This window comes from Costertonia aggregata, from assembly GCF_013402795.1.
GTDB lineage: Bacteria > Bacteroidota > Bacteroidia > Flavobacteriales > Flavobacteriaceae > Costertonia > Costertonia aggregata.
This window is the reverse complement of record NZ_CP058595.1, coordinates 3,146,799-3,166,069: the sequence shown is the minus strand read 5'-3', so window position 1 is coordinate 3,166,069 and position 19,271 is coordinate 3,146,799. Positions and strand designations below refer to the sequence as shown.

The window sequence follows — 19,271 nt, the reverse complement described above, 5'->3', positions numbered from 1 at the left end:
CCTTATAAACAAAGAAAAAGAAAATGAGTACCTATAATAATAAAGACAGAAATTTATTTTACCTGCACGAGCTTTCAGACTATAAAGTGTCCGATAGCGATAAAGATGTTCGCGGTTGGCCTGTGAAAGATGCCGACGGCCATTACATTGGCGAGGTCGAAAACCTTTTAATCAGCAAAAGCGACGAACGTGTGGTCTATTTGGATGTGGAAGTCGATGAAGAAATCATCAAGGCAAACCATAAACCTTATGCGAAATCGGCACTGGATGGTACGCACGGATTTGTAAACGAAGAAGGCGAAAACCATATCATCATTCCCATAGGCTTGGTGGATCTCGATTTGGAACAGGAAATTGTAAACACTCCTGATATTGGTCGAGATGTCTTTTCGGAAACCAAGCGAATCAGAAAAGGGTCGCTTATAGACAGGCACTATGAAACAGACGTACTTGAATCGTACCAACGGGATGAGGAGTCTGAACTGACCCCAAGTGAACGAATGGATAACGATCCACAGCTATATAAGAGTAGCGCATACCAGAAATCATATACAGGGGCCTATTAACGGCAAATGTTCATATTTAAACCGATTTTGGAATTCCAAAATGGAGCTACATTGCCCCGAATTAAAATGAATAAGCGGAATTGAATCCATTTCGGTTGGTTTGTTTTGGTTGGTTTGGCCAAAGGTTCAATGCTTTTAAGCATTCAGCCTTTGGCTTTTTTAATCGCTAATTGGGAATTATGCTATTCTTGAAAATGCTGCCGGGCCGTTACTGCTTCATAATTTAATGAAAACCATGAAAATAAAACCATTGTTTTACCATGTACTGGAGGAACCGTTTCTTCATTATATCACATTGCTTATTTTATTCATTTCGCTATTGAACTGTGGTACCGTAAAGGATTTGGACAAAAGTACGATTCTTTATACCGATAACATAGCCGATACGGTAACCGTACGCCAAAGCCAAATTCCGGTCAAGGATACCACCAAAATTGAAGAGTTGATCACGGCCGGATTAGATGTCGAGGAAAGTCTCGCCATTTCGGTACCGAAAATTTTATTGCAGCCCGAATATCCTGTCGCACGGCAGGTCCTAAGCAATTATTTGGAAAGCAAAAACAAAGAGCCGGGCGGACATTGCCTGACCGCCAGTAAAAAGAGATTTCTCAAAGCGTATGAAGATGTATATGGGCATAGTGTCTATGAAAATCTTCCCGATAGCATTGCAACGAAATACTACGATCCAGCACAGGTTTTCGACCATCTTTATGCCTCGACCTCAGGCAGGCACAGGGGATGGCGCTCCTTACCCAGAAAATTTCGTGGCAAAGGCAGTGCCGGTGCCATCGCCCAAGCGGGCATGGGCAAGTTGGTCGATACTAAAGGGGTCTGGAGCGGCAAACTACGACCGGGCGCGCCCATGCAGGTTTGGCGGCACAAACAGGATTACCGACATGTAGTTCGGGGAATATCGGATCCGAAAATCGACCCGTTCGGCCATTCCTTTATTTTTCTGGGTTATGTAAGAAACGAAGCGGGAAAGATAATCGGTATAAAAATTGCAGACCAAGGCTACCAGAGCAACCGGACATTGGTGCCGCGGGATTATGAGGTATGGTGGGGCGTGAACCTTGAGATTTGATTTTTTGAATTATTGTCGAAAATTTTATGATTTTGCATAAAATTGGATTGCGAATCCACCGTTAGTATATTTGAACTTCCTAAAGTTTAAAAAATTTTTCTATGCTATTTATCTATTTCTTTTTTTTAACAGGATTCGGAGACGGTATGTTGCCCGCTCTACCTAAGGAAAATAGTGCAGAAACCGTCCATTGGAAAAAGGAATCAATGAACTTTTCAGGTGGGAACTCCAAAATCGCCAGGAAGGATTTCCGATTAGGGAGAACCTTCGATTCGATTGCCAGTTACGATGCGGAAAAAGCTACCATCGCACAATTGCGAAAGCAATTGATAAATGATCTTGCAGGAAAAAAAGTTTCTATTGAAGATGTGAAGGCATCGTTCAGCGACCATTTGGTCAATCATTTGATTCCCCATTGGTACGGTACGGAATGGAGTTTCGGCGGGCACACGTCCGTTCCGAAAAAGGGCAAGATTGCTTGCGGGTATTTTGTCTCGACCACTTTGCGCGACATGGGGCTGCGACTGAACCGGTATCGCTTGGCACAGAAATCGCCTATTAACGAGGCTAAAATGATCAGTTGTGGTTCGGAAATCAAGACGGTTACCTCAGCAGATTCCGAAACCGCAATCCAAAAAATCGACGCATTGACACAAGAGGGCATTTCGTTTATCGGTTTCGACGAAGGCCACGTCGGCTTTCTTCTAAAGAAGAAGGGCGAGCTGTTTTTGGTGCATTCGAACTATTTGTTTCCGAATTCCGTTTGCTTGGAGCGTATCGAGGAATCGAATGTTTTCAAGAAGTTTTCTACCTTTCATTTGGTCGATATCTCGAACAACAATGAGCTTATCAAACGTTGGTTGAATAATAGGGAAATCCTGTAGCCATTACCACTAAACCTCTTTAAATTGCCTTTTCGTTTTAATTAATTAAATAATTGTTGCTAGGGCAAATCATTTTCGCGCTATCTGTAGTGTATTGAGCAAAGTTAAAATGTAATTTGGTTAGCACGGTACCTATTCCGTCGTTACCTTTCTATTCGTATCTTACGGGAAATTTCAATTTGCGCCTCGGTTTATTTGGGAAATTATCCATTTCGTATTCTAATTCAGAATACATTCGTTTAAAGCGGATTTGAGCCTACTGTTTTGGGGTATCGGCATCAGTCCATTTTATGGGTAGTTTCAATCTGTCTTTACCTTGGAACTACCGCACCGATAAGATTAAGCATAGTTTCATAATACTGTAGTAGTTAATTAAAAAAATCATGTTTCTAAAACGCCTTCTTCAATTTTTCGGTACGCTAGCGATATTATTCACTTTAATCCCTCTGATAGCGATGCAATATTGGTGGCTCGTGATCTTCGATTTTCCCCTTTTTCAGTTGACCGTTCTAACCTTGATTATACTGATCGCCTATCTTTTTAAGCTCAAGGTGCATTCTCGATTCGATCAAATTTTCTTTTTAGTGCTAATGGGTTGTTTGATTTTTCAACTGGTCAAGATTTTTCCCTTTACCCCCTTGGCGGACTATGAAGTATTGCCTCCGGAACTAAATGATGAAAAAAGGGTATTGAGCCTTTACACGGCAAACGTCTTTCAAAAAAATCATTCGACCGACGCACTTCTCGAGGAAATAAAAAGGTATGATCCCGACTTTTATGTACTGACAGAAACCAATAAACGATGGACGGACATAATAATCAAAAACTTAAAACCATCTTATGCTCACATGATTTCTATACCTCTTGAGAATACGTACGGCATGTTGGTCGGCTCAAAACATCCTTTACATCAATCTAAGGTAAGATATATGGTAGATGACAGTATCCCCTCCATCCACACCAAAATTATTTTGCAAAAGCAGGATACCATTCAACTATATGCCATCCACCCGCGGCCGCCGCTACCAAGGCACAACCCGAAATCTACGGGTCGTAATGCCGAATTGATGAAAATCGCAAAGCTTTCGCGAGGCTCTGATTACCCCGTAATCGTAACGGGCGATTTTAATGACGTAGCCTGGTCGGGCACGACCGCACTCTTCCAACAGATGAGCGGACTGTTGGATATGCGATAAGGGCGCGGTTTTTATAATACTTACCATGCAAAATACCCTATTTTCAGATGGCCCCTCGACCATATATTTATCGCCCCCGAATTTAGAAACCTCACTTTGGAACTTGGCAATAAGATTGGCTCTGACCACATCCCCATGTTAGTCAAACTAAGTTTTGAACCGGAAGGGAAGGAAAAACATTCCATTGCCTTGCCCACCGATGAAGAAATCGAAAGAGCAAATGAAATGATACGGAAAGGCGAAAATTTGAACTGAACAAGGGAAACCTCAAAACTTCTTTGATTCTTTAAAAGCTTTGGATAACAAAATGTTCAAATACTAAAAAAAATGTAGATAAATATAATCTTTACCTCCCGACCCACTTTAAGAGCCAATCCTTTAATTCTTGGTCGGCATCCGCTGTATGCAAAACCGCGATATCGCCAGTAGTTTCGAAAACGACGGCACGCACTTGGCTTAAATCCAATACATTGGCTTCTCTGAGTTTTGCCCGAAGGTCGCCCTCGGTTACGTTTGCTTTCTTTAGGTTTTTGTGAAGTATTGTTTTCCCGTCCATGAGCAATAGTGGGTCGTTGTCCACGGCATTTCTAAAAGGTTTGTACAATCGCAAGCGGGCGACCAGGCTTTGAATACCGAATATCGCTGCCAAACCTATGGCGGCATGGGTCAGTGTCACACTAGGCGATATTACTCCACTGGCGATTATCGACCCGATAGCGATGGTAGAGGCGAAATCGAAACTCGACATTTTACTGAAGCTACGTTTGCCCGAAAGTCGGGTCAAAACTATAATGACAACAAATATACCGAAGGCCGAGATACAGATGGCAGCCAAAGGGCCAAACGTTGTTCCAAAGTAATTTTCCATAATTGTTTAGTTATTCGACCGTGTTTCCGAGGTCAAGTTGTTAAGGGTTTTTTACTGGAATTCGATGTGTACTGAATGCTAATAATGAAAATGAATTTACTTTCAATTATATAAAAAGGTGCTACTCGATGCCATTACTGATATTGAAATTTCTCAACAACCGAGTGCATAAAATTTTTAAAATTAATAGAATTCTTGGGCAATGTAACGCATTATGAATTTCCGTTTGTGAGATATTCAACAAGTATGTTTTCCGAATGCGAACATTCTTGATTTTTAACTTGCCCCAGAAATGTGTCCAATCGTTTAAAACATCAACTATGACCTTCGTATCGGTAAAGCATATTTAATTGAGCAAAGGTTCAGGGCAATACGGTTAAAGCCCTTCCCAATATAACAATAACTTTCCACCTAATTAATGACACTTCGTAAGAATCTTTTTTTCTTCCATCGTAAAATTAGCAATGAAGATTTTAACGATTCTGAGAACCTTTGGGTCAATTAAACAAAAACAATGAAAACTACAGCTTTCAAATCCATTACCGCCCTACTCGTACTTCTACTCTTGAACTGTGGGCCAAAACTTACTATATCGACGATGGAGAATGTTGATGATTACCAAGCCTATAAAACTTACGCCTATCTGCCGAATACCGATTTTGATCTTTCAAGCCCGATGTCGGGCAATAATGGGCCGGTCACAAAAAATGTCATTACGGCAATGAACAGAAATATGCAGCAAGCAGGTTTTGAATTGGATAGGGATAATCCCGACTTGCTGGTCGTTTTGAACGCCCACTACGATCCGGATAAAGAGATTAAGAAAAAAACCGTTTACGCCAACCCCAATAAGCCGGATGGTGCCGATCCATTAACCGCCTATTACGATCCCTATTACTACTGGAAATATGCAGAGTTCAACGATGTTCTAGGGTATAAAATCATAAAAAACAATGAAAAACGTGCCGGTCTCGCAGTAGAACTGATCGACAGGAAATCCGAAAAGGTAATATGGCGCGCCTCGGCAAAGGAACCTTTGGACGGTTCTGGCAATTCAAAGAAACTCGATAAGTATGTGGATGCGGTATTCGAAGAATTTCCGTCCTTTGACGATTAAATTAATAAGAATCTTGACTTATCAATTTTGGCAAAGGTCTAACAATCCACAAAAATGTAGCTTTATAATAAATATTTTTCGACAAGAGTAATTCACTAATTAGAAAATGACCCAAGCAAAGAAAAAGCAACAATTGATGCTCTTCATCGTACTAGCATTAGTAATTGCAATATTCATTATTATACCGCTGTTGGATATTGATTTCTTTAAGGATTAGTTTTGCGCAGCAGAGTCAGTAACTTTCCTTAATAATCCGTTTGGCCAATTTCTCGCTTGCCGATAGACCGTAAACCGACCTCGCATTTTTGAATGGATTAGGGTTCGCAACACGTTTTTGGTCTATTGCTGAAAATACGGCCGGATGCACATAATAATCGCGACAAATGGAAGGGGTGTTGCCCAATTCCGAGGCCACCATCTTTATTACGATATTGCTGAACTTTTTACGGGATCCTTCTTTTTGGTCAATAAGTGCTTTCGGATAAAAATTAATAGCCAATCGGTTGGCCGCCCAAGTCCTAAAAAATTTACTTGAGAACGCTTCGCCAATGGTTTCCGTGATGTAGTCATTGACATCATCGCTGTCCACATCCTGCAATTTTCCCTTTTTCATCATGGTAGCGGAAAATCTCATATCCGGGCAGGTCGGCCGCCTTTTTGATAAACGGCACCAATTCCGAATCGTCGATATGCACCTCGCGCGTTTTATTGCTTTTTCCTTTGAACGAAAATATCAATTCGTTATTATCGATGGATAAATGCTTCCTGCGCAGGGTAGTCAAGCCATAGGTCTCGTTTCGGTTGCGGTATTGTTTGTTACCGATTCGGATGCCATATTCGTCGAGCAATAGTACGATCAGGGCTAACAGTTGATCTTTCGGCCAACCCTTGCTTTTCATATCGGTATGGGCCCTCTTTCGCATTTCCGGAAGCGTCTTGACAAAATCAAGCAACTTTCTGAATTTTTCCTCCTGACGCAATTTTTCATAAATAGAGTGATAAATATATTGCTTGCGTCCTTTTAAGTCGCGACCCGTGGCCTGAATGTGTCCGTCTTCGAATTTACAGATCATCACGTCCGTCCACATAGGCGGAATAACCAAATTCCGTAACCGACTTAAAATTTTTTTATCCTTGATCCTTCTACCGTTTTCAGTATAATAAACGTAACCCCTACCCCATTTGCGGCGGGTAATTGCCAAAGCCGAATCGTCGATTTCCTTAATTTTTTTTCTCATATCATTTCAATCTATTAGATGGTATTGCCTATATCATCCGGGATTGCGCTTTTTAAAATAAGCCACCGCCTTGGGGCCAAAAAACCCGTGTACGACGATACTGATCAAGACCATTAAGGACACCATCGCATAAATTTCCCTTGATTTAGCAAAATTCGTTTCATGTAACGCATAGGCCAAATAGAAGAACGACCCCACCCCCTTGATGCCAAAGAAACCAATGGCCCACTTCTTCTTTTCGGTAAACGTTGTACCCAATAATCCTAACCAACCTGAGATAGGGCGTAGGCAAAGAATAAGAAATAGAGGTAGCAAAACTGCAGCCACATCCATGTTTTTTAAAATTCCCGAAGCCAAAAACCCACCGAATAAGAGCGTCCAGAGCACGATTAAAAACTTTTCGATTTCCTCATTGAAAACCAAAATCTCTTGCTTTTCATAGGACGTCTTTTCCTTATGATTATGATATTGTGCCAACAATCCCGTGAAGAAAACCGCGATGAATCCATAGCCGTTCAACACTTCGACCAATGCGAACGAGAAGAATGCCAAAGCGATCCCTACGAACCCACTAAGAACCTTTTCATAGTGAAAACTATTTATCTTTTTGATGGATAAACTGTAGAGATAGCCAAGTAGCGAACCCACCAACACACCCAGCATTATTTTATATAAGAGATAGAACCCCAACCAATGAGCCAAATCAACCTCGGAAAACCTACCTGCCTTAGCCCAGAGGATGGCCAAAAAAACAAAGGGAAATGCCAGTCCGTCATTGAGGCCTGCTTCGGCAGTCAAAAGATAACGCATACCTGTATTCTTATCGGAATCGAGTTCGTCTTCCTGTAATTGTAAATCCGCGGCAAGTACAGGGTCGGTCGGCGAGCATACCGCTGCGAGCAAGAGTGCCGAAGCCCCATCAAAATCCAACAGAAATTTGGCGATCAGAAAGATTCCCAAAATGTATAAGGGCATCGAAGTATGAATCAATCGTAGCGGATTTCGCCAGTGTCGAAAGCCATAGCGCATTCCGATTTTGAGGCCTGCACCCATTAAACTGATAATGACGATGATTTTGGTAATAACCTTGACCCAATTATGCTCCCAAAAAGGTTCTGGCCAATCGACGGGTACGCCGAGATAAAAGAACAACATTCCGATACACAGTAATGGTAGGGTGTACGAAATCTTTAGCCGCTTTGCAAGAATAGGCAGATAGGCCATGAGCGCTGCGGCGAAACCGAAAGCGAATAATATGTAAACATATTTCTTCATAGCCTTTTTTTAGTCATTCAAATAACGCCAATTCCCATTTGCCAACTGAACTTATATCGACTAATTGGTAGTCTGAAAAGAATATTTGAAACAAACTATGAGCAACGGTAATTCATCTTTTCGAGTTAAAAAAGTTCGGTTTTCAGCGAAAAATGCCAATAAGATAACGCTAAATTATCGCTTCAAAAACGCATTGAATGGATCGTTGGATTTTAAAAGGATGTCTTGAACAGTTGCTAAAGGTGTATGTTTATGCCGAGCAACAATATGTGCATGCCGCCATCGAGAGCCTCTCGCCCGCACTTCACAACTTTTTTCGACAACGTGCCTTTGAGCGTTCCGATTTTATACTGAAGCTACAACGAGAAATCGATTTTCTTAAATCGAACTGCTCCCCACAAAAATCGATCGAGGCGTTTTATGAATGGCATGATTATCACTACGCAAAATCAAACTTGAAGGATTGGCCCATTACCGATATCAATTTATTGATCATTGACGAAAAAGCCTGGGAAATCTGCAATTGCCTTTTGAACGACCCATTGCCCGCAACAGTCTATCAACTGATAGCGCATCAAACCCTTCAAATTGAATCGAGCTTACTATCGTATGCTTAACTAAAGGCCCTTCAAAAGAATAAATAATCTAAATCAAATGAAATGAGATCAGTTTGGAACGGTTCGATAAGTTTTGGCCTTGTATCGATACCCATAAAATTATTTTCGGGGTCGGAAGAGCGGGCCTTGGACCTCGATATGCTGGATTGTCACGATGGGCAGCGCATTCGGTACAAACGGGTCAATGAGAAAACCGGTAAGGAAGTCGAATGGAAGGATATTGTCAAAGGATACAAGAAAGATGAAGAATATATCATTCTGGAAAAAGAGGATTTCGCCAACGCCAACATGAAGAAGAGTAAAACCATCGATATCGAGCAATTCGTGATGGCCGATGAGGTTGCCGATGTGCTTTTTAAAAAACCCTATTTCATCAAACCGCAAAAAGATGGTGGCAAGGCCTATGCCCTGTTGAGAAACGCACTCAAAAAAACAGAAAAGCTGGGCGTAGCGACCTTTGTGATGCGCCAAAAAGAGCATCTTTCATTGATTGGGGTCTATGAGGACGCCCTTGTGCTACACATTATTCGCTTTGAGGATGAAATCAGGAATACCGCCGAACTGGAACTACCAAAAACCAAAGTCGCCAAAAAAGAACTGGACATGGCCGTATCCTTAATCGACCAATATACCGAGGAATTCGACTTTTCAAAGTTCAAGGATGTTTATAACGAACAACTTCTAAAAATCATCGAGGCGAAGGCATCCGGAAAAATCGCCAAGCCCAAAAAATTCGAAGCGAAACCTACTCAGGCCAAAGATTTAATGGCACAACTCAAGGCAAGTTTGGAAAAAAGGAAAAAAGCTTCGTAGGAGGTATAAATTGCGAAATACGAAGTACGAGGTACGAGGTATGAAATATGAGATTGGAAGTGCGAAGTATGCCAAATGGCATGGGCTAAAATGATTATCGATTGAATGAACTTAAAGGAATATAACGAAAAGCGCGATTTTGCAAAGACCCCAGAGCCAAAAGGGGAAACTCCTTCAGAGGTTAACGTACAACGATTTGTTATCCAACGGCATCAAGCCAGGGCCTTGCATTATGATTTGCGGCTCGAAATCAATGGAACCTTGAAGAGCTGGGCGATACCGAAAGGGCCATCGATGAACCCCAACGACAAGCGATTGGCCGTTCGTACCGAAGATCATCCCATAAAATATTTGCATTTTCACGGAACGATAACGAAAGGGAATTATGGGGCGGGAGAAATAATCATTTGGGATTCCGGGACTTTTGAAATCGACCGCACCGAAATGGATATGCCTGCCCATGAACAACTCGCCAAAGGAAATCTAAAATTAATATTTCACGGAAAATTTATCAAAGGAAATTTCGCGTTGGTCAAAACCGGCATGCGAAACGGTAAGGAAAGCTGGCTGCTCATCAAAAAAAAAGATGCCTTCTCTACAGATTCGTTATATAATGCCGAAGCTTTAGGGCCATCATCCGATCCTAAAACAAAACAATATCCAAAAACTATACAGCCCAATACGATTCTACAGCCCATGCTCGCATCTTCAACCAAGGAAATTTTCAATGACCCTGATTGGTTGTATGAACTGAAATGGGACGGGTATCGGGTATTGGCCCATATTTCCGACAAAGGTGTGTTGTTGCAGTTGCGTAACGGTATTAATTTGAACACTAAATTTCCGAAACTTGCGAAGGAATTGGAATCCATTGAACATGAATGCATCTTGGACGGGGAGGTAGTAATATTGGATGAATCGGGCGTATCGCAGTTTGGGGAATTACAGAATTATCCCGATTCGATGGGAGTTCTTCGCTTATATGTCTTCGATATGATTTATCTGAACGGGATAAGCATGCTTGATCTACCATTGACCGATAGAAAAAGCTTAATTCCCGAAGTTATCCAAGGGTTGGAACTTACGAAATATTGCGACCATATCGAGGGGATGGGTGCGGCACTCTATCAAAAAGCCATCGATGCGGGCATGGAAGGCGTCATGGCCAAACTTAAAGATTCGACCTACACGCTCGCCACACGCACAGAAAAATGGCTCAAAATCAAGTCCGTTGACAGCCTCGACGCACTAATCTGTGGCTATACGGATTCCGTTGGCGGTGGTGTTGCATTCGGTTCCTTGATTTTGGGGGTTCGTGTGAATGATGAATTCACTTATATCGGAAATTGTGGATCCGGGTTTTCAGAGAATCGACGAAAAGAGCTATTGCGCCAATTTGAACCTTATCGAAGGGATGAAAATCCGTTTGGAAAAAAGTTGCCCCTTAAAGGCCGTAAACCGAATTGGATGGTGCCCACATTGTCCTGTGAAGTAAATTTTTCCGAACGGACCAAAAACGGCTTGCTACGGAATCCCGTTTTTGAACGATTGCTCAACGCGCCGGTTCAAGAGGCGGATTCCGTCCCCAAAAGATTGCAAAGGAAAAGCTTGCCATCAAGAGAGATAATCGAAATAGATGGGTTGCCCGTCTCCATAACGAATATCGAGAAAGTGTATTGGCCAGATTCGGGGCTGACCAAATACGACCTCATCGATTACTACCTGCAAGTCTCCAAGTTTATCTTACCACATCTGTTCGATCGGCCGCAGAGCCTGCACCGCCATCCGAATGGCATTCTAGAAGAAGGTTTCTACCAAAAGGACAATGAAAACGTGCCGGAATGGATGCAAACCTTTACCCTCTATTCAAAATCCTCGGAGCGAGATATCGAATACCTACTATGCCAAAATACGGCCTCGCTGATTTATATGGCCAATTTGGGCTGCATTGAAATCAACCCTTGGAATTCACGGGTCGGTAAACTCGATTTTCCGGATTATGGTATTATCGACCTAGATCCACCCGAAGGAATGAAATTCAAGAATGTTGTTCGGATCGCGAAAGAATTTAAATCCGTGATGGATATCGCTGAGATTCAAGGCTACTGCAAAACCTCCGGTTCGAAAGGGCTACATATTTACATTCCAATGGGAGCGAAATACACCTATGAAGAAGTTCGCAATTTTATAAAATTGCTCTGCTATTTCGTACAGCAAAGACTTCCAAGAATCAGCACCTTGGAACGGCGGATAAAAAAGAGGGAGGGTAAAATCTATCTCGATTACCTACAAAATCGCAAAGGCCATACCGTTGCTTCTGTGTATTCGGTGCGACCCTTGGCAGGCGCTCCTTTGAGCATGCCCATCGAATGGAGCGAACTAGACGGTAAATTTTCCGCTCAGGAATTCAAGATGAAAAATATGATTCAACGATTAGAGAGGTTATGGGATCTCTTTCAACCGCTCTTAACCGAATCGATTAATATGGAATCTTGCCTTGAAAACTTAAAGGAATTAGGTTAACAATACCATTTTTAGGATTAATGAATGACATCATTATTGCTCAAATTGCAGTAGCACATTTACTAATCTAAATAATCATGTCATGAATATAATTACACATATGAATCTGAAAACTGTTCCACTTCCCTTGGTGCAGGATCTGAACTATTTTGCCGATGCCGACTTTACCCCAAAATTCTTTATCGCGATTTTGGCGGGCGTACTGTTGGCATTGGTTTTTCAATTAATCTTGACCGCACTTTCCGTAGCCATCGGAATTACCGCTATCGGCGATGTACGCGAAATTTACATAAATAATCGTTTGGGTTTTAACGCTTCAAAAACCGAGGAGATAAAGGACGATTACGAATTTGATCAAAATTATTCCGCTGGTACCAATCTGGGGGTAAAGATCACGACCGGTTTCGGGGTCTGGAGTATTTTGACCACATGCATTTCTTTATTTGCGGCCACGGCCATCGCCATCCGGTTGAGCCTTTTTAACTATGACGGTATCGCTATTGCTTTGGGCTTGGTGGTTTGGGCCATTTTCTTTATCGTGCTGTTTTATCTGGAATTTAAATTTGCCAATACAGTTATCGGCGGATTGATTAATACGGCGATGTCCGGACTTAGGTCTTCGGCGGATATGGTCAAAAATGCTTTTGCGCCCTCTGAACAGAAAAAGCTGGAAACGGTTATATCGAATAAGATTTCCAACATTAGAAACGAGTTTGACGATGCTATCGACACTACGAAGATCAACGAAACTATCAATAGCTTTTTCGAGCGGGCCGAAAAAAAGTTGCCTGATTATAGTGATTTGGTTAATGACCTTGAGAGCATAGCCAACAAATCAAAAAGTAAAAATTCAACTGGTAAGTGGATGGCTATTCAGCAAGTGCTGTCCAAGGCTATTGATAACAGTGATAAAACTGATAAGGGAAAGCAAAAAGCGGCACAATTGAAGCAGGCATTGAAAAGCGCCCGTCAAAAGTATGCCGAGAGCGATACTCCCGCACAGGGAATTGCCGAAATTATGGCCACATTCAGTAAGGCAGATAAAGAAACTGTCGAGCAACACTTAAGTACCATTCAAAATTATCTGTCCACTTCCAATGATGAGGGGCTTGCCCTGAAATCGGTTAAAACCAAAATCAACGAACTAATCCAGAACCCGACTGCGGCCAAGGCATTTCTTCAAACCAAAATCAAGGAGTTGGATCGAGAATCCATAGTGAATTATCTAGATAAAAATACCAATTTGGATCGAAGTAAAATTGAAAGTTATGCCGATACCGTCGAGCAACAGCTCAACGCTGCACGGGCAACTTATCATGAAAAGACCAATGGTAATCTTACCAAGGAGATTGAAAACCGGGTACGCGACTTTTTCGATTCTACCGAAAGACCGGAAATTCGTTATGATGCCCTGCGGTCGGATTTTCAGCGGATTTGGAACGATCCGAAGCAAAGCCTTTCCATTCTCCGTTCCCGATTGGATAAAATGGATAGGAATACAGTTAGGGCCTTATTAACGAACAACAGGTACATTTCTGCAGAAAATCTTGATAAGGTCGTTGACCAGTTTGAAAAGGCCAAGACCGATACTACCGAAAGAATGGGCAAGATACAGGCCGAAATTTCAAAAAGACTTGAGAACGTAAAGCGCAAGGCCGTAATTCAGGCAGAGCATTCCCGTAAGACCGCAGCTTCTGCCGCGTGGTGGTTGGTCATCACGGCACTGCTTTCAGGCTTAGCAGCCATTGGCGGAAGTTTGGTCTCATTTTAAATTGATTGGAGTAGGAATTTTAATCCGCCTTCGGATTGTTCGGGTACACCTGACCGAATTTTTTGGGGGTGGAATTATTTTGCTCTGGCCCTAATTTTTTTAGCGACTTGCGAATTTGGTAGCTTTTTTTCTTTTAATTGAAATGATCCTTCTTTTTTCCTATACTGATAATCCCGAAGGTTATATTGACTATAACGACCAGAATGACGAAAACCGCCAATTGCGAAAACAATGATGCCGCTGCCAAACACCCAATCCCGGCACTGCACCAAATGGTCGCAGCAGTGGCAATGCCCTTTATTTTATTCTTGTTTTGCAGAATTGCCCCGGCACCCAAAAAACCGATTCCCGATACGACCTGACCAATAACCCGCATATAATCAGCTTCTGGACTTTGTCCCAAATGCAATGACATTAGCACAAACACTGCCGCACCCATGGCTACCAAAATGCTCGTTCGAATTCCGGCAGTCTTTCCCTTAACATCCCGTTCAAAACCAATTAACATTCCCCCCGCACCTGCGATTATCACTCGTATCGCAAAGGGCAGCAACTCGCCCGTCTCAAATTCCAAAATTTCCATGTTCAACGTTTTTTGATTTTATGCAAATTCGAAAATTTCCTTATTTACAATTAAGCCGTTAGCCCTAAATTTTTAGCGTAATATATATTTCTTAATTCGATAACCTTGACAATCCTTCCTCAAATCGATTAAATTAGGTTTCAAGCTAACATCTTGATTTATACGGCTAAGCCTTATGGATTGAGTTTTCGATTTTTGCAATGAATCAAAACTCAAATATCCAATGTCACTTTTAACGATTATCCTGAATATTTTACTGCCACCTTTGGCCGTATTTTTAAAGCATGGGGTCGGCACCACCTTGCTCATAAGCATCTTACTGACGCTTTTGGCCTGGTTGCCAGGAGTCATCCATGCATTTATCGTAAATCAATAATAAGTTTAAAAACACAATCATGAAAAAAGTATTTATACCCTTATTGGCACTTGCCCTGATCAGTAGTTGCAATGTTAAAAAAGAAGAAAAAGGCGAAATGCCCGAATTAGATGTAGATGTTACCGCCGATGCAGGCGAACTTCCCGAATATGATGTAAACTGGGCCGATATTGATGTCGGTACCACGACCAAGACCGTTGAAGTTCCCAAGGTTATTGTTGTCATGGAAGAGGAAGAAGTTGAAGTGCCCTTTATCGATGTCGATATGCCCGGCGAAGATAAAATGGAACGCAGTATCGTTGTAGAAGCAGAAGTTTCCGGAAACGAACATGATTTGAACATTCAAGAAATCAGGGCATCGGATAGAAGGCTTTATGTTATATCAAAATTAGATAAGCTGAAAACTAATTTGGGCGATAAGACCATGCGGGTTCAAGATCAGGTCGAATTGAACGCGCCTGATTTGGATGTCGTTCATATTATCATCGGGGAACGTGCCGATAATGTTTTAAACAACCAATACCGCTATGTGAATTCAATGAACGATTTGGATGCCGATGTGCGCGACGCGGAGGTTATTTACTCAAAGTAGTATTTTTTAGTTGATTTATTTGATAGGGTGCCGATGGATTTTTATCGGCACCTTTCCGTTTTAGGCCGTGGCTTACTCACGACTAAAAGTAGCCGATTCCAGAGCGATTACTCAATATATTTTTAGGGTCAGGATAAATCTTTTTTGTGCTAATGCTATCTAACCCGAATCGTTAAATTCCGGTATTAATTAATCTAAAAATATAAACATATCATGGAAACAAAATATGACAATTTAGTCGATCAATTAGAGGAAATTCTTGAAAAAAATAGAGATGCCGAGAAAGGCTACCGAAAGGCGGCCGAGAATGCGGATAGCCATAGTTTAAAATCCTATTTTGAAAACAAGGCCAGTGAGCGGGCACAATTTAACAATGCGCTAAAACGCGAAATGGTCGCCAATTATGATGATATCGATGATGATAGCAGCTTTACCGGAAGCATCCATAGAGCTTGGATGGACGTGAAAGCATTCTTCTCTGGGGATGACGACGAGGCAATGTTGGAAGAAGCGATTCGAGGGGACAAAGCGGCCGTTGAAGAATACGACGAAGTTTTGGACGACACCCATCTTCCCAGTTCTATCGCAACTCTGATTAGAGAGCAAAAGACAAAAATCAGAACGGATTTGAACAAAATAAAATCTATGGAAGACTTGGCGTAAAAGTGCCATGTACTTCATATTTTCCAAAAGGTGCCGAAGCAGTTGTTTCGGCACCTTTTTGAGTTTCCAATTTGAAATCTTTTGGTTAAATTAACTATTTATGTTATTAGAAATCAGTATAAACTATTATTAGTATTCTATGTGCTATTCCGCAACGTTAACCAAAGAAGCCCATGAACTTGAGGCTAGAATTCAATTGAAACTTCGCTTTCCGGAGGAATACCGACCCTATTATTTTCAATCGGCGTTCGACCATCAAAATCTCTATATCATACCCCAGCAGAAATCAAGTGAAATCGTTCCGGCGACTTGGGGGCTAGTACCAAAATGGGCTATGAAGGGGGATATATCGGAATTTCTAGATAAAAACTACACTAACAATGCCCGTTCCGAATCAATTTTTGACAAACCTTCCTTTAAAGATTTTCCATTAACGAACCGATGCTTGATTGCGGCCAACGGATTTTTCGAACCCCATCACGCCAACGGCACCGCCTTTCCTTATTTCTGCCATTATAAGACCGATAAGATTTTCTTTTTTGCAGGTTTGTATTCCGAAATCGACGACGGACTTTATAGCACTACCATCATAACCGTTGAGGCGAACGAACTTTTTTCGGAAGTGCATAACAAGAAGAAACGCATGCCCTTAGTGCTCGATACCGAATTTGAACAGGAATGGCTCAGACCCGATTTGGAAGAGCTGCACGTGAAAGACTTGATGAGAGTCGGTTTTACAACGGCCGAGTTCGAGTGCTATCCCGTAACAAGGGATTTATATAAATAAGGAGTGCCAAAAAATACTCCAAAGGTATTGGAACGAGTCGATTATCCGGAACCTAACGAGCAAGGGAGTTTGTTTTAAACTATGGATAATTGGTAGTGTCAAACTTCAAAATTTCTAAATTACAAAGTTAACGGTTCTCTGTTTAAAAAAGTTGTGGGTTTAGGCATGGTTTGCAATTAGTATAATTTTTAATTTTCGAACCTACATTGATTTATTATTGAATGAACGTTTGAATAACTTTCCTTTAACTAGAAAGAATAACCGAAAAATTACTAACCCAAATTACCAATTGCTATATCCGAACCTTCCGCTATCGCTTTTGAGGTTTGATAGACGATGACAAATTCCAATAAAACGGCCACCATCTGTATGACCAATCCGATAGGCTGAAAAAACAGAAAAAGAATCCCTACCAAAATTTCGATCGCCCCAGTAAAAATACAGATCATGCCCAGTCCCGAACGCAGTTTAACGAGTGCGATTCCAAAAAGAATACTAAGCGCACCCAGCGCTAGGGCAATCGCCATTTGCACGAACAGACCGTCTAATTCCTGATAGAAGAATGAAAGAAGGTCAAAGACAATGGCAAAGCCCATTACCCCGATCAATGTTCTCGAAATTATCGATAATAAAGAATTTCCGGTATAAAGGCCGATGGATATGAACCCTTTTAAAAATAGCACATAGGAAATAAGCACCAGGATTTTTATGATTATATACAGCGAGGGGCTAAAGTATAACATAGGAATAAAGTCGGCTATGACGTCCTCAGGAATTTCGGAACCAATCACGATTCTGTTGATATCCATAGGGCCTTCCAAAAGCCCGAGCACGAAATAAATGATGCCCGCCAACCATGACACTCTCAAGGTTTTCAATACGTTTCTGGAAAAAGAACTGTCCGAATGCAGTTCGTCGAAGTCGGATTCGAGTGCCGCGAGGATGGTCTTTACGGTATAGCTCCTCGGATTGACCTCCCCGGTCTCGATGCGCTGTATCGTCCTTACACTTACGTTACAGCGCTCTACGAGCTCTTCTTGGGTAAGACCCTTGGCCTTTCGCAATTGTGATATCCTGTTTCCCAGTTCGGGCTGTTTCATTTTCTGGAATCGCTATTTTGTTCAACGGCATCGGGTTTTTTACGGTAAAGGACCAAAACCCTTTTTCATAAAGGCTCATTTGTGGATTTCCCGAATCTTCGTCCGTTCCAAATGTAATATAAAGGTCGTAATCGGGAAGGGAAAAATTGCCCCGATTATCCAAATAGAGCGTTTCTTTGGTACCGTCCATAAAGGAAACTTCGATTCCACTTTCCACCGCCCTAACATTGACGGAACCGATATAGGAATGTTCATAAGTACCCAAATATCCTGCTACCGAATTTTTAGAAAACTTGGCCAATTTTGGTGCTTGCCAGTTACGTACGGGCCGCTCTTCCTTTAAGGATCCTAGGTCGCTGAAGGTGTATGATTTTCTCCCGTTGGAAAGCATCGTTTTGAGGTTCGTGCGCAATAGGGTTCCTGAATCGTGCTTTGAAAAAAACCAAATATCGCCGGTGCTAAGATTTTGGATATTGGAATACATGGTGGCACCGTTCTTTTGTGTGGTTTCCCGGCAGATGGCTTCCATGGTCTCGAGACTGGCACCTGAGGTCGACAACTTTTCCACAGCTATGGGATATCTCCAGCAAGAAGAACCATTCTCTTTACCACAAATATCGAAATTCGTGGATACCAGAAACTCCCCTTCATCGACCAATTCCACACCGGAAGCGCTGATAATGGCAAACCTTCCGTTCTTGTCGGAGACATGCATCTGCGCATCCCTGAAACCGTCGACGAACCAATAGGTCTCAAAAAAGGAGATGACTTGTTCCACCGTTTCCATATTTCCCAAGATATGGGGAAGAATCGCGTCGTTTCCTTGCGGAAAGGCTTTTCTGCTTTTTGGGTCGAAATCCGCAACGTAAGGGATGGCATTAAAGTCAAAACTTAGTCCGGCAGTGTTCATTCCTCCTTGAATCGCCCCACTCTGGCCGTATAGTGGCGATAAATAAGTCATAGTGTAGTACCCATATTTGTCCGATTCAGAACGTGGATAGACATTGATAAAGTTCGCGACCCCGAAAGGGCCATCTTCATTGTTGGCGGTCCACACATGACCGTTTTTCGCTATGGCGCTTACGATAGTACAAGCGCGTGAAAGATTCGGTGTAAGCAGAGCACAGAATAGTAGCGATAAACAGAAGTTGGCGGCGGTGCCGACGAAAGATTTTAATGGTGTCATAATACATGGATTTAAGATTCAACGGCAATTTC

At 42.0% G+C, this 19,271-nt stretch carries 20 protein-coding genes; 13 read left to right on the top strand and 7 right to left on the bottom strand.

The annotated features are described in order from the left end of the window. Window positions 1-23: 23 nt before the first annotated feature. The 4 genes from HYG79_RS14580 (at window position 24) to HYG79_RS14565 (ending at window position 3,730) form a co-directional block, all read left to right on the top strand. Window positions 24-566: a PRC-barrel domain-containing protein gene (locus tag HYG79_RS14580; protein WP_179242799.1), complete on the top strand. Its 543-nt coding sequence runs from the start codon at window positions 24-26 to the stop codon at window positions 564-566. A gap of 235 nt (window positions 567-801) precedes the next feature. Then, window positions 802-1,650 carry a hypothetical protein gene (locus tag HYG79_RS14575; RefSeq protein ID WP_179242798.1) on the top strand — a complete coding sequence of 283 codons (849 nt, stop codon included), beginning with the start codon at window positions 802-804 and terminating at the stop codon, window positions 1,648-1,650. A gap of 101 nt (window positions 1,651-1,751) precedes the next feature. After that, on the top strand, window positions 1,752-2,534 hold the full coding sequence (locus HYG79_RS14570; protein ID WP_179242797.1) for a hypothetical protein: 783 nt from the start codon (window positions 1,752-1,754) through the stop codon (window positions 2,532-2,534). A gap of 455 nt (window positions 2,535-2,989) precedes the next feature. Next, on the top strand, window positions 2,990-3,730 hold the full coding sequence (locus tag HYG79_RS14565; protein ID WP_179242796.1) for an endonuclease/exonuclease/phosphatase family protein: 741 nt from the start codon (window positions 2,990-2,992) through the stop codon (window positions 3,728-3,730). Between the two features lie 346 nt (window positions 3,731-4,076). Here HYG79_RS14565 and HYG79_RS14560 read toward each other — a convergent pair whose 3' ends face one another. Continuing rightward, window positions 4,077-4,598, bottom strand: a complete 522-nt coding sequence (locus tag HYG79_RS14560; RefSeq protein ID WP_179242795.1) for a DUF421 domain-containing protein — start codon at window positions 4,596-4,598, stop codon at window positions 4,077-4,079. 514 nt (window positions 4,599-5,112) lie between these two features. On the opposite strand from HYG79_RS14560, the gene HYG79_RS14555 reads away from it, so the two are divergent. Further along, a complete protein-coding gene (locus HYG79_RS14555) occupies window positions 5,113-5,715 on the top strand; it encodes a DUF4136 domain-containing protein (RefSeq protein WP_179242794.1) in 603 nt (200 codons plus the stop codon). Between the two features lie 232 nt (window positions 5,716-5,947). Here the strand turns inward: HYG79_RS14555 and HYG79_RS18180 are convergent, their stop codons facing one another. Genes HYG79_RS18180 through HYG79_RS14545 form a run of 3 tightly spaced genes read right to left on the bottom strand, consistent with a single transcriptional unit; the run spans window position 5,948 to window position 8,228 of the window. Next, window positions 5,948-6,349 (bottom strand): hypothetical protein, encoded by a 402-nt coding sequence (locus HYG79_RS18180; protein ID WP_262888975.1) that lies wholly within the window; start codon window positions 6,347-6,349, stop codon window positions 5,948-5,950. Next, window positions 6,291-6,953 carry a hypothetical protein gene (locus tag HYG79_RS18175; RefSeq protein ID WP_262888974.1) on the bottom strand — a complete coding sequence of 221 codons (663 nt, stop codon included), beginning with the start codon at window positions 6,951-6,953 and terminating at the stop codon, window positions 6,291-6,293. The genes HYG79_RS18180 and HYG79_RS18175 overlap by 59 nt, the downstream gene beginning before the upstream one ends. Window positions 6,954-6,986: 33 nt before the next feature. Beyond that, the gene (locus tag HYG79_RS14545; protein WP_179242793.1) at window positions 6,987-8,228 is read right to left on the bottom strand and encodes a cation:proton antiporter; all 1,242 of its coding nucleotides are present in this window, start codon (window positions 8,226-8,228) and stop codon (window positions 6,987-6,989) included. Between the two features lie 197 nt (window positions 8,229-8,425). Between HYG79_RS14545 and HYG79_RS14540 the strand changes: the two genes are divergently transcribed. From HYG79_RS14540 to HYG79_RS14525, 4 genes are all read left to right on the top strand, one after another. Further along, window positions 8,426-8,845 (top strand): ferritin family protein, encoded by a 420-nt coding sequence (locus tag HYG79_RS14540; RefSeq protein WP_179242792.1) that lies wholly within the window; start codon window positions 8,426-8,428, stop codon window positions 8,843-8,845. Window positions 8,846-8,887: 42 nt separating this feature from the next. Then, window positions 8,888-9,658, top strand: a complete 771-nt coding sequence (gene ku / locus HYG79_RS14535) for a non-homologous end joining protein Ku (RefSeq protein ID WP_179242791.1) — start codon at window positions 8,888-8,890, stop codon at window positions 9,656-9,658. A 105-nt stretch (window positions 9,659-9,763) separates the two neighbouring features. Beyond that, on the top strand, window positions 9,764-12,181 hold the full coding sequence (gene ligD, locus HYG79_RS14530; RefSeq protein ID WP_179242790.1) for a DNA ligase D: 2,418 nt from the start codon (window positions 9,764-9,766) through the stop codon (window positions 12,179-12,181). A gap of 82 nt (window positions 12,182-12,263) precedes the next feature. Further along, window positions 12,264-13,952, top strand: coding sequence for a hypothetical protein (locus HYG79_RS14525; RefSeq protein WP_179242789.1), 1,689 nt, complete (start codon window positions 12,264-12,266; stop codon window positions 13,950-13,952). 133 nt (window positions 13,953-14,085) lie between these two features. Here HYG79_RS14525 and HYG79_RS14520 read toward each other — a convergent pair whose 3' ends face one another. Next, complete coding sequence (locus tag HYG79_RS14520; RefSeq protein ID WP_179242788.1) at window positions 14,086-14,535, bottom strand: MgtC/SapB family protein; 450 nt, start codon at window positions 14,533-14,535, stop codon at window positions 14,086-14,088. Window positions 14,536-14,758: 223 nt separating this feature from the next. On the opposite strand from HYG79_RS14520, the gene HYG79_RS14515 reads away from it, so the two are divergent. The 4 genes from HYG79_RS14515 to HYG79_RS14500 all read left to right on the top strand — a co-directional run bounded on the left by HYG79_RS14515 (window position 14,759) and on the right by HYG79_RS14500 (window position 16,953). Then, window positions 14,759-14,911, top strand: a complete 153-nt coding sequence (locus HYG79_RS14515) for a YqaE/Pmp3 family membrane protein (RefSeq protein WP_179242787.1) — start codon at window positions 14,759-14,761, stop codon at window positions 14,909-14,911. A gap of 19 nt (window positions 14,912-14,930) precedes the next feature. After that, window positions 14,931-15,503 (top strand): hypothetical protein, encoded by a 573-nt coding sequence (locus HYG79_RS14510; RefSeq protein ID WP_179242786.1) that lies wholly within the window; start codon window positions 14,931-14,933, stop codon window positions 15,501-15,503. 213 nt (window positions 15,504-15,716) lie between these two features. After that, on the top strand, window positions 15,717-16,166 hold the full coding sequence (locus HYG79_RS14505; protein WP_179242785.1) for a ferritin-like domain-containing protein: 450 nt from the start codon (window positions 15,717-15,719) through the stop codon (window positions 16,164-16,166). Between the two features lie 139 nt (window positions 16,167-16,305). Next, entirely contained in the window at window positions 16,306-16,953 is a 648-nt protein-coding gene (locus tag HYG79_RS14500; RefSeq protein ID WP_179242784.1) for an SOS response-associated peptidase, read from the top strand. Between the two features lie 272 nt (window positions 16,954-17,225). Here HYG79_RS14500 and HYG79_RS14495 read toward each other — a convergent pair whose 3' ends face one another. Together HYG79_RS14495 and HYG79_RS14490 are read right to left on the bottom strand one after the other, a co-directional pair. Further along, on the bottom strand, window positions 17,226-18,053 hold the full coding sequence (locus tag HYG79_RS14495) for a helix-turn-helix domain-containing protein (RefSeq protein ID WP_179242783.1): 828 nt from the start codon (window positions 18,051-18,053) through the stop codon (window positions 17,226-17,228). Next, window positions 17,968-19,239: a C45 family peptidase gene (locus HYG79_RS14490; RefSeq protein ID WP_179242782.1), complete on the bottom strand. Its 1,272-nt coding sequence runs from the start codon at window positions 19,237-19,239 to the stop codon at window positions 17,968-17,970. Before HYG79_RS14490 ends, HYG79_RS14495 begins: the two co-directional genes overlap by 86 nt. Window positions 19,240-19,271: the final 32 nt, after the last annotated feature.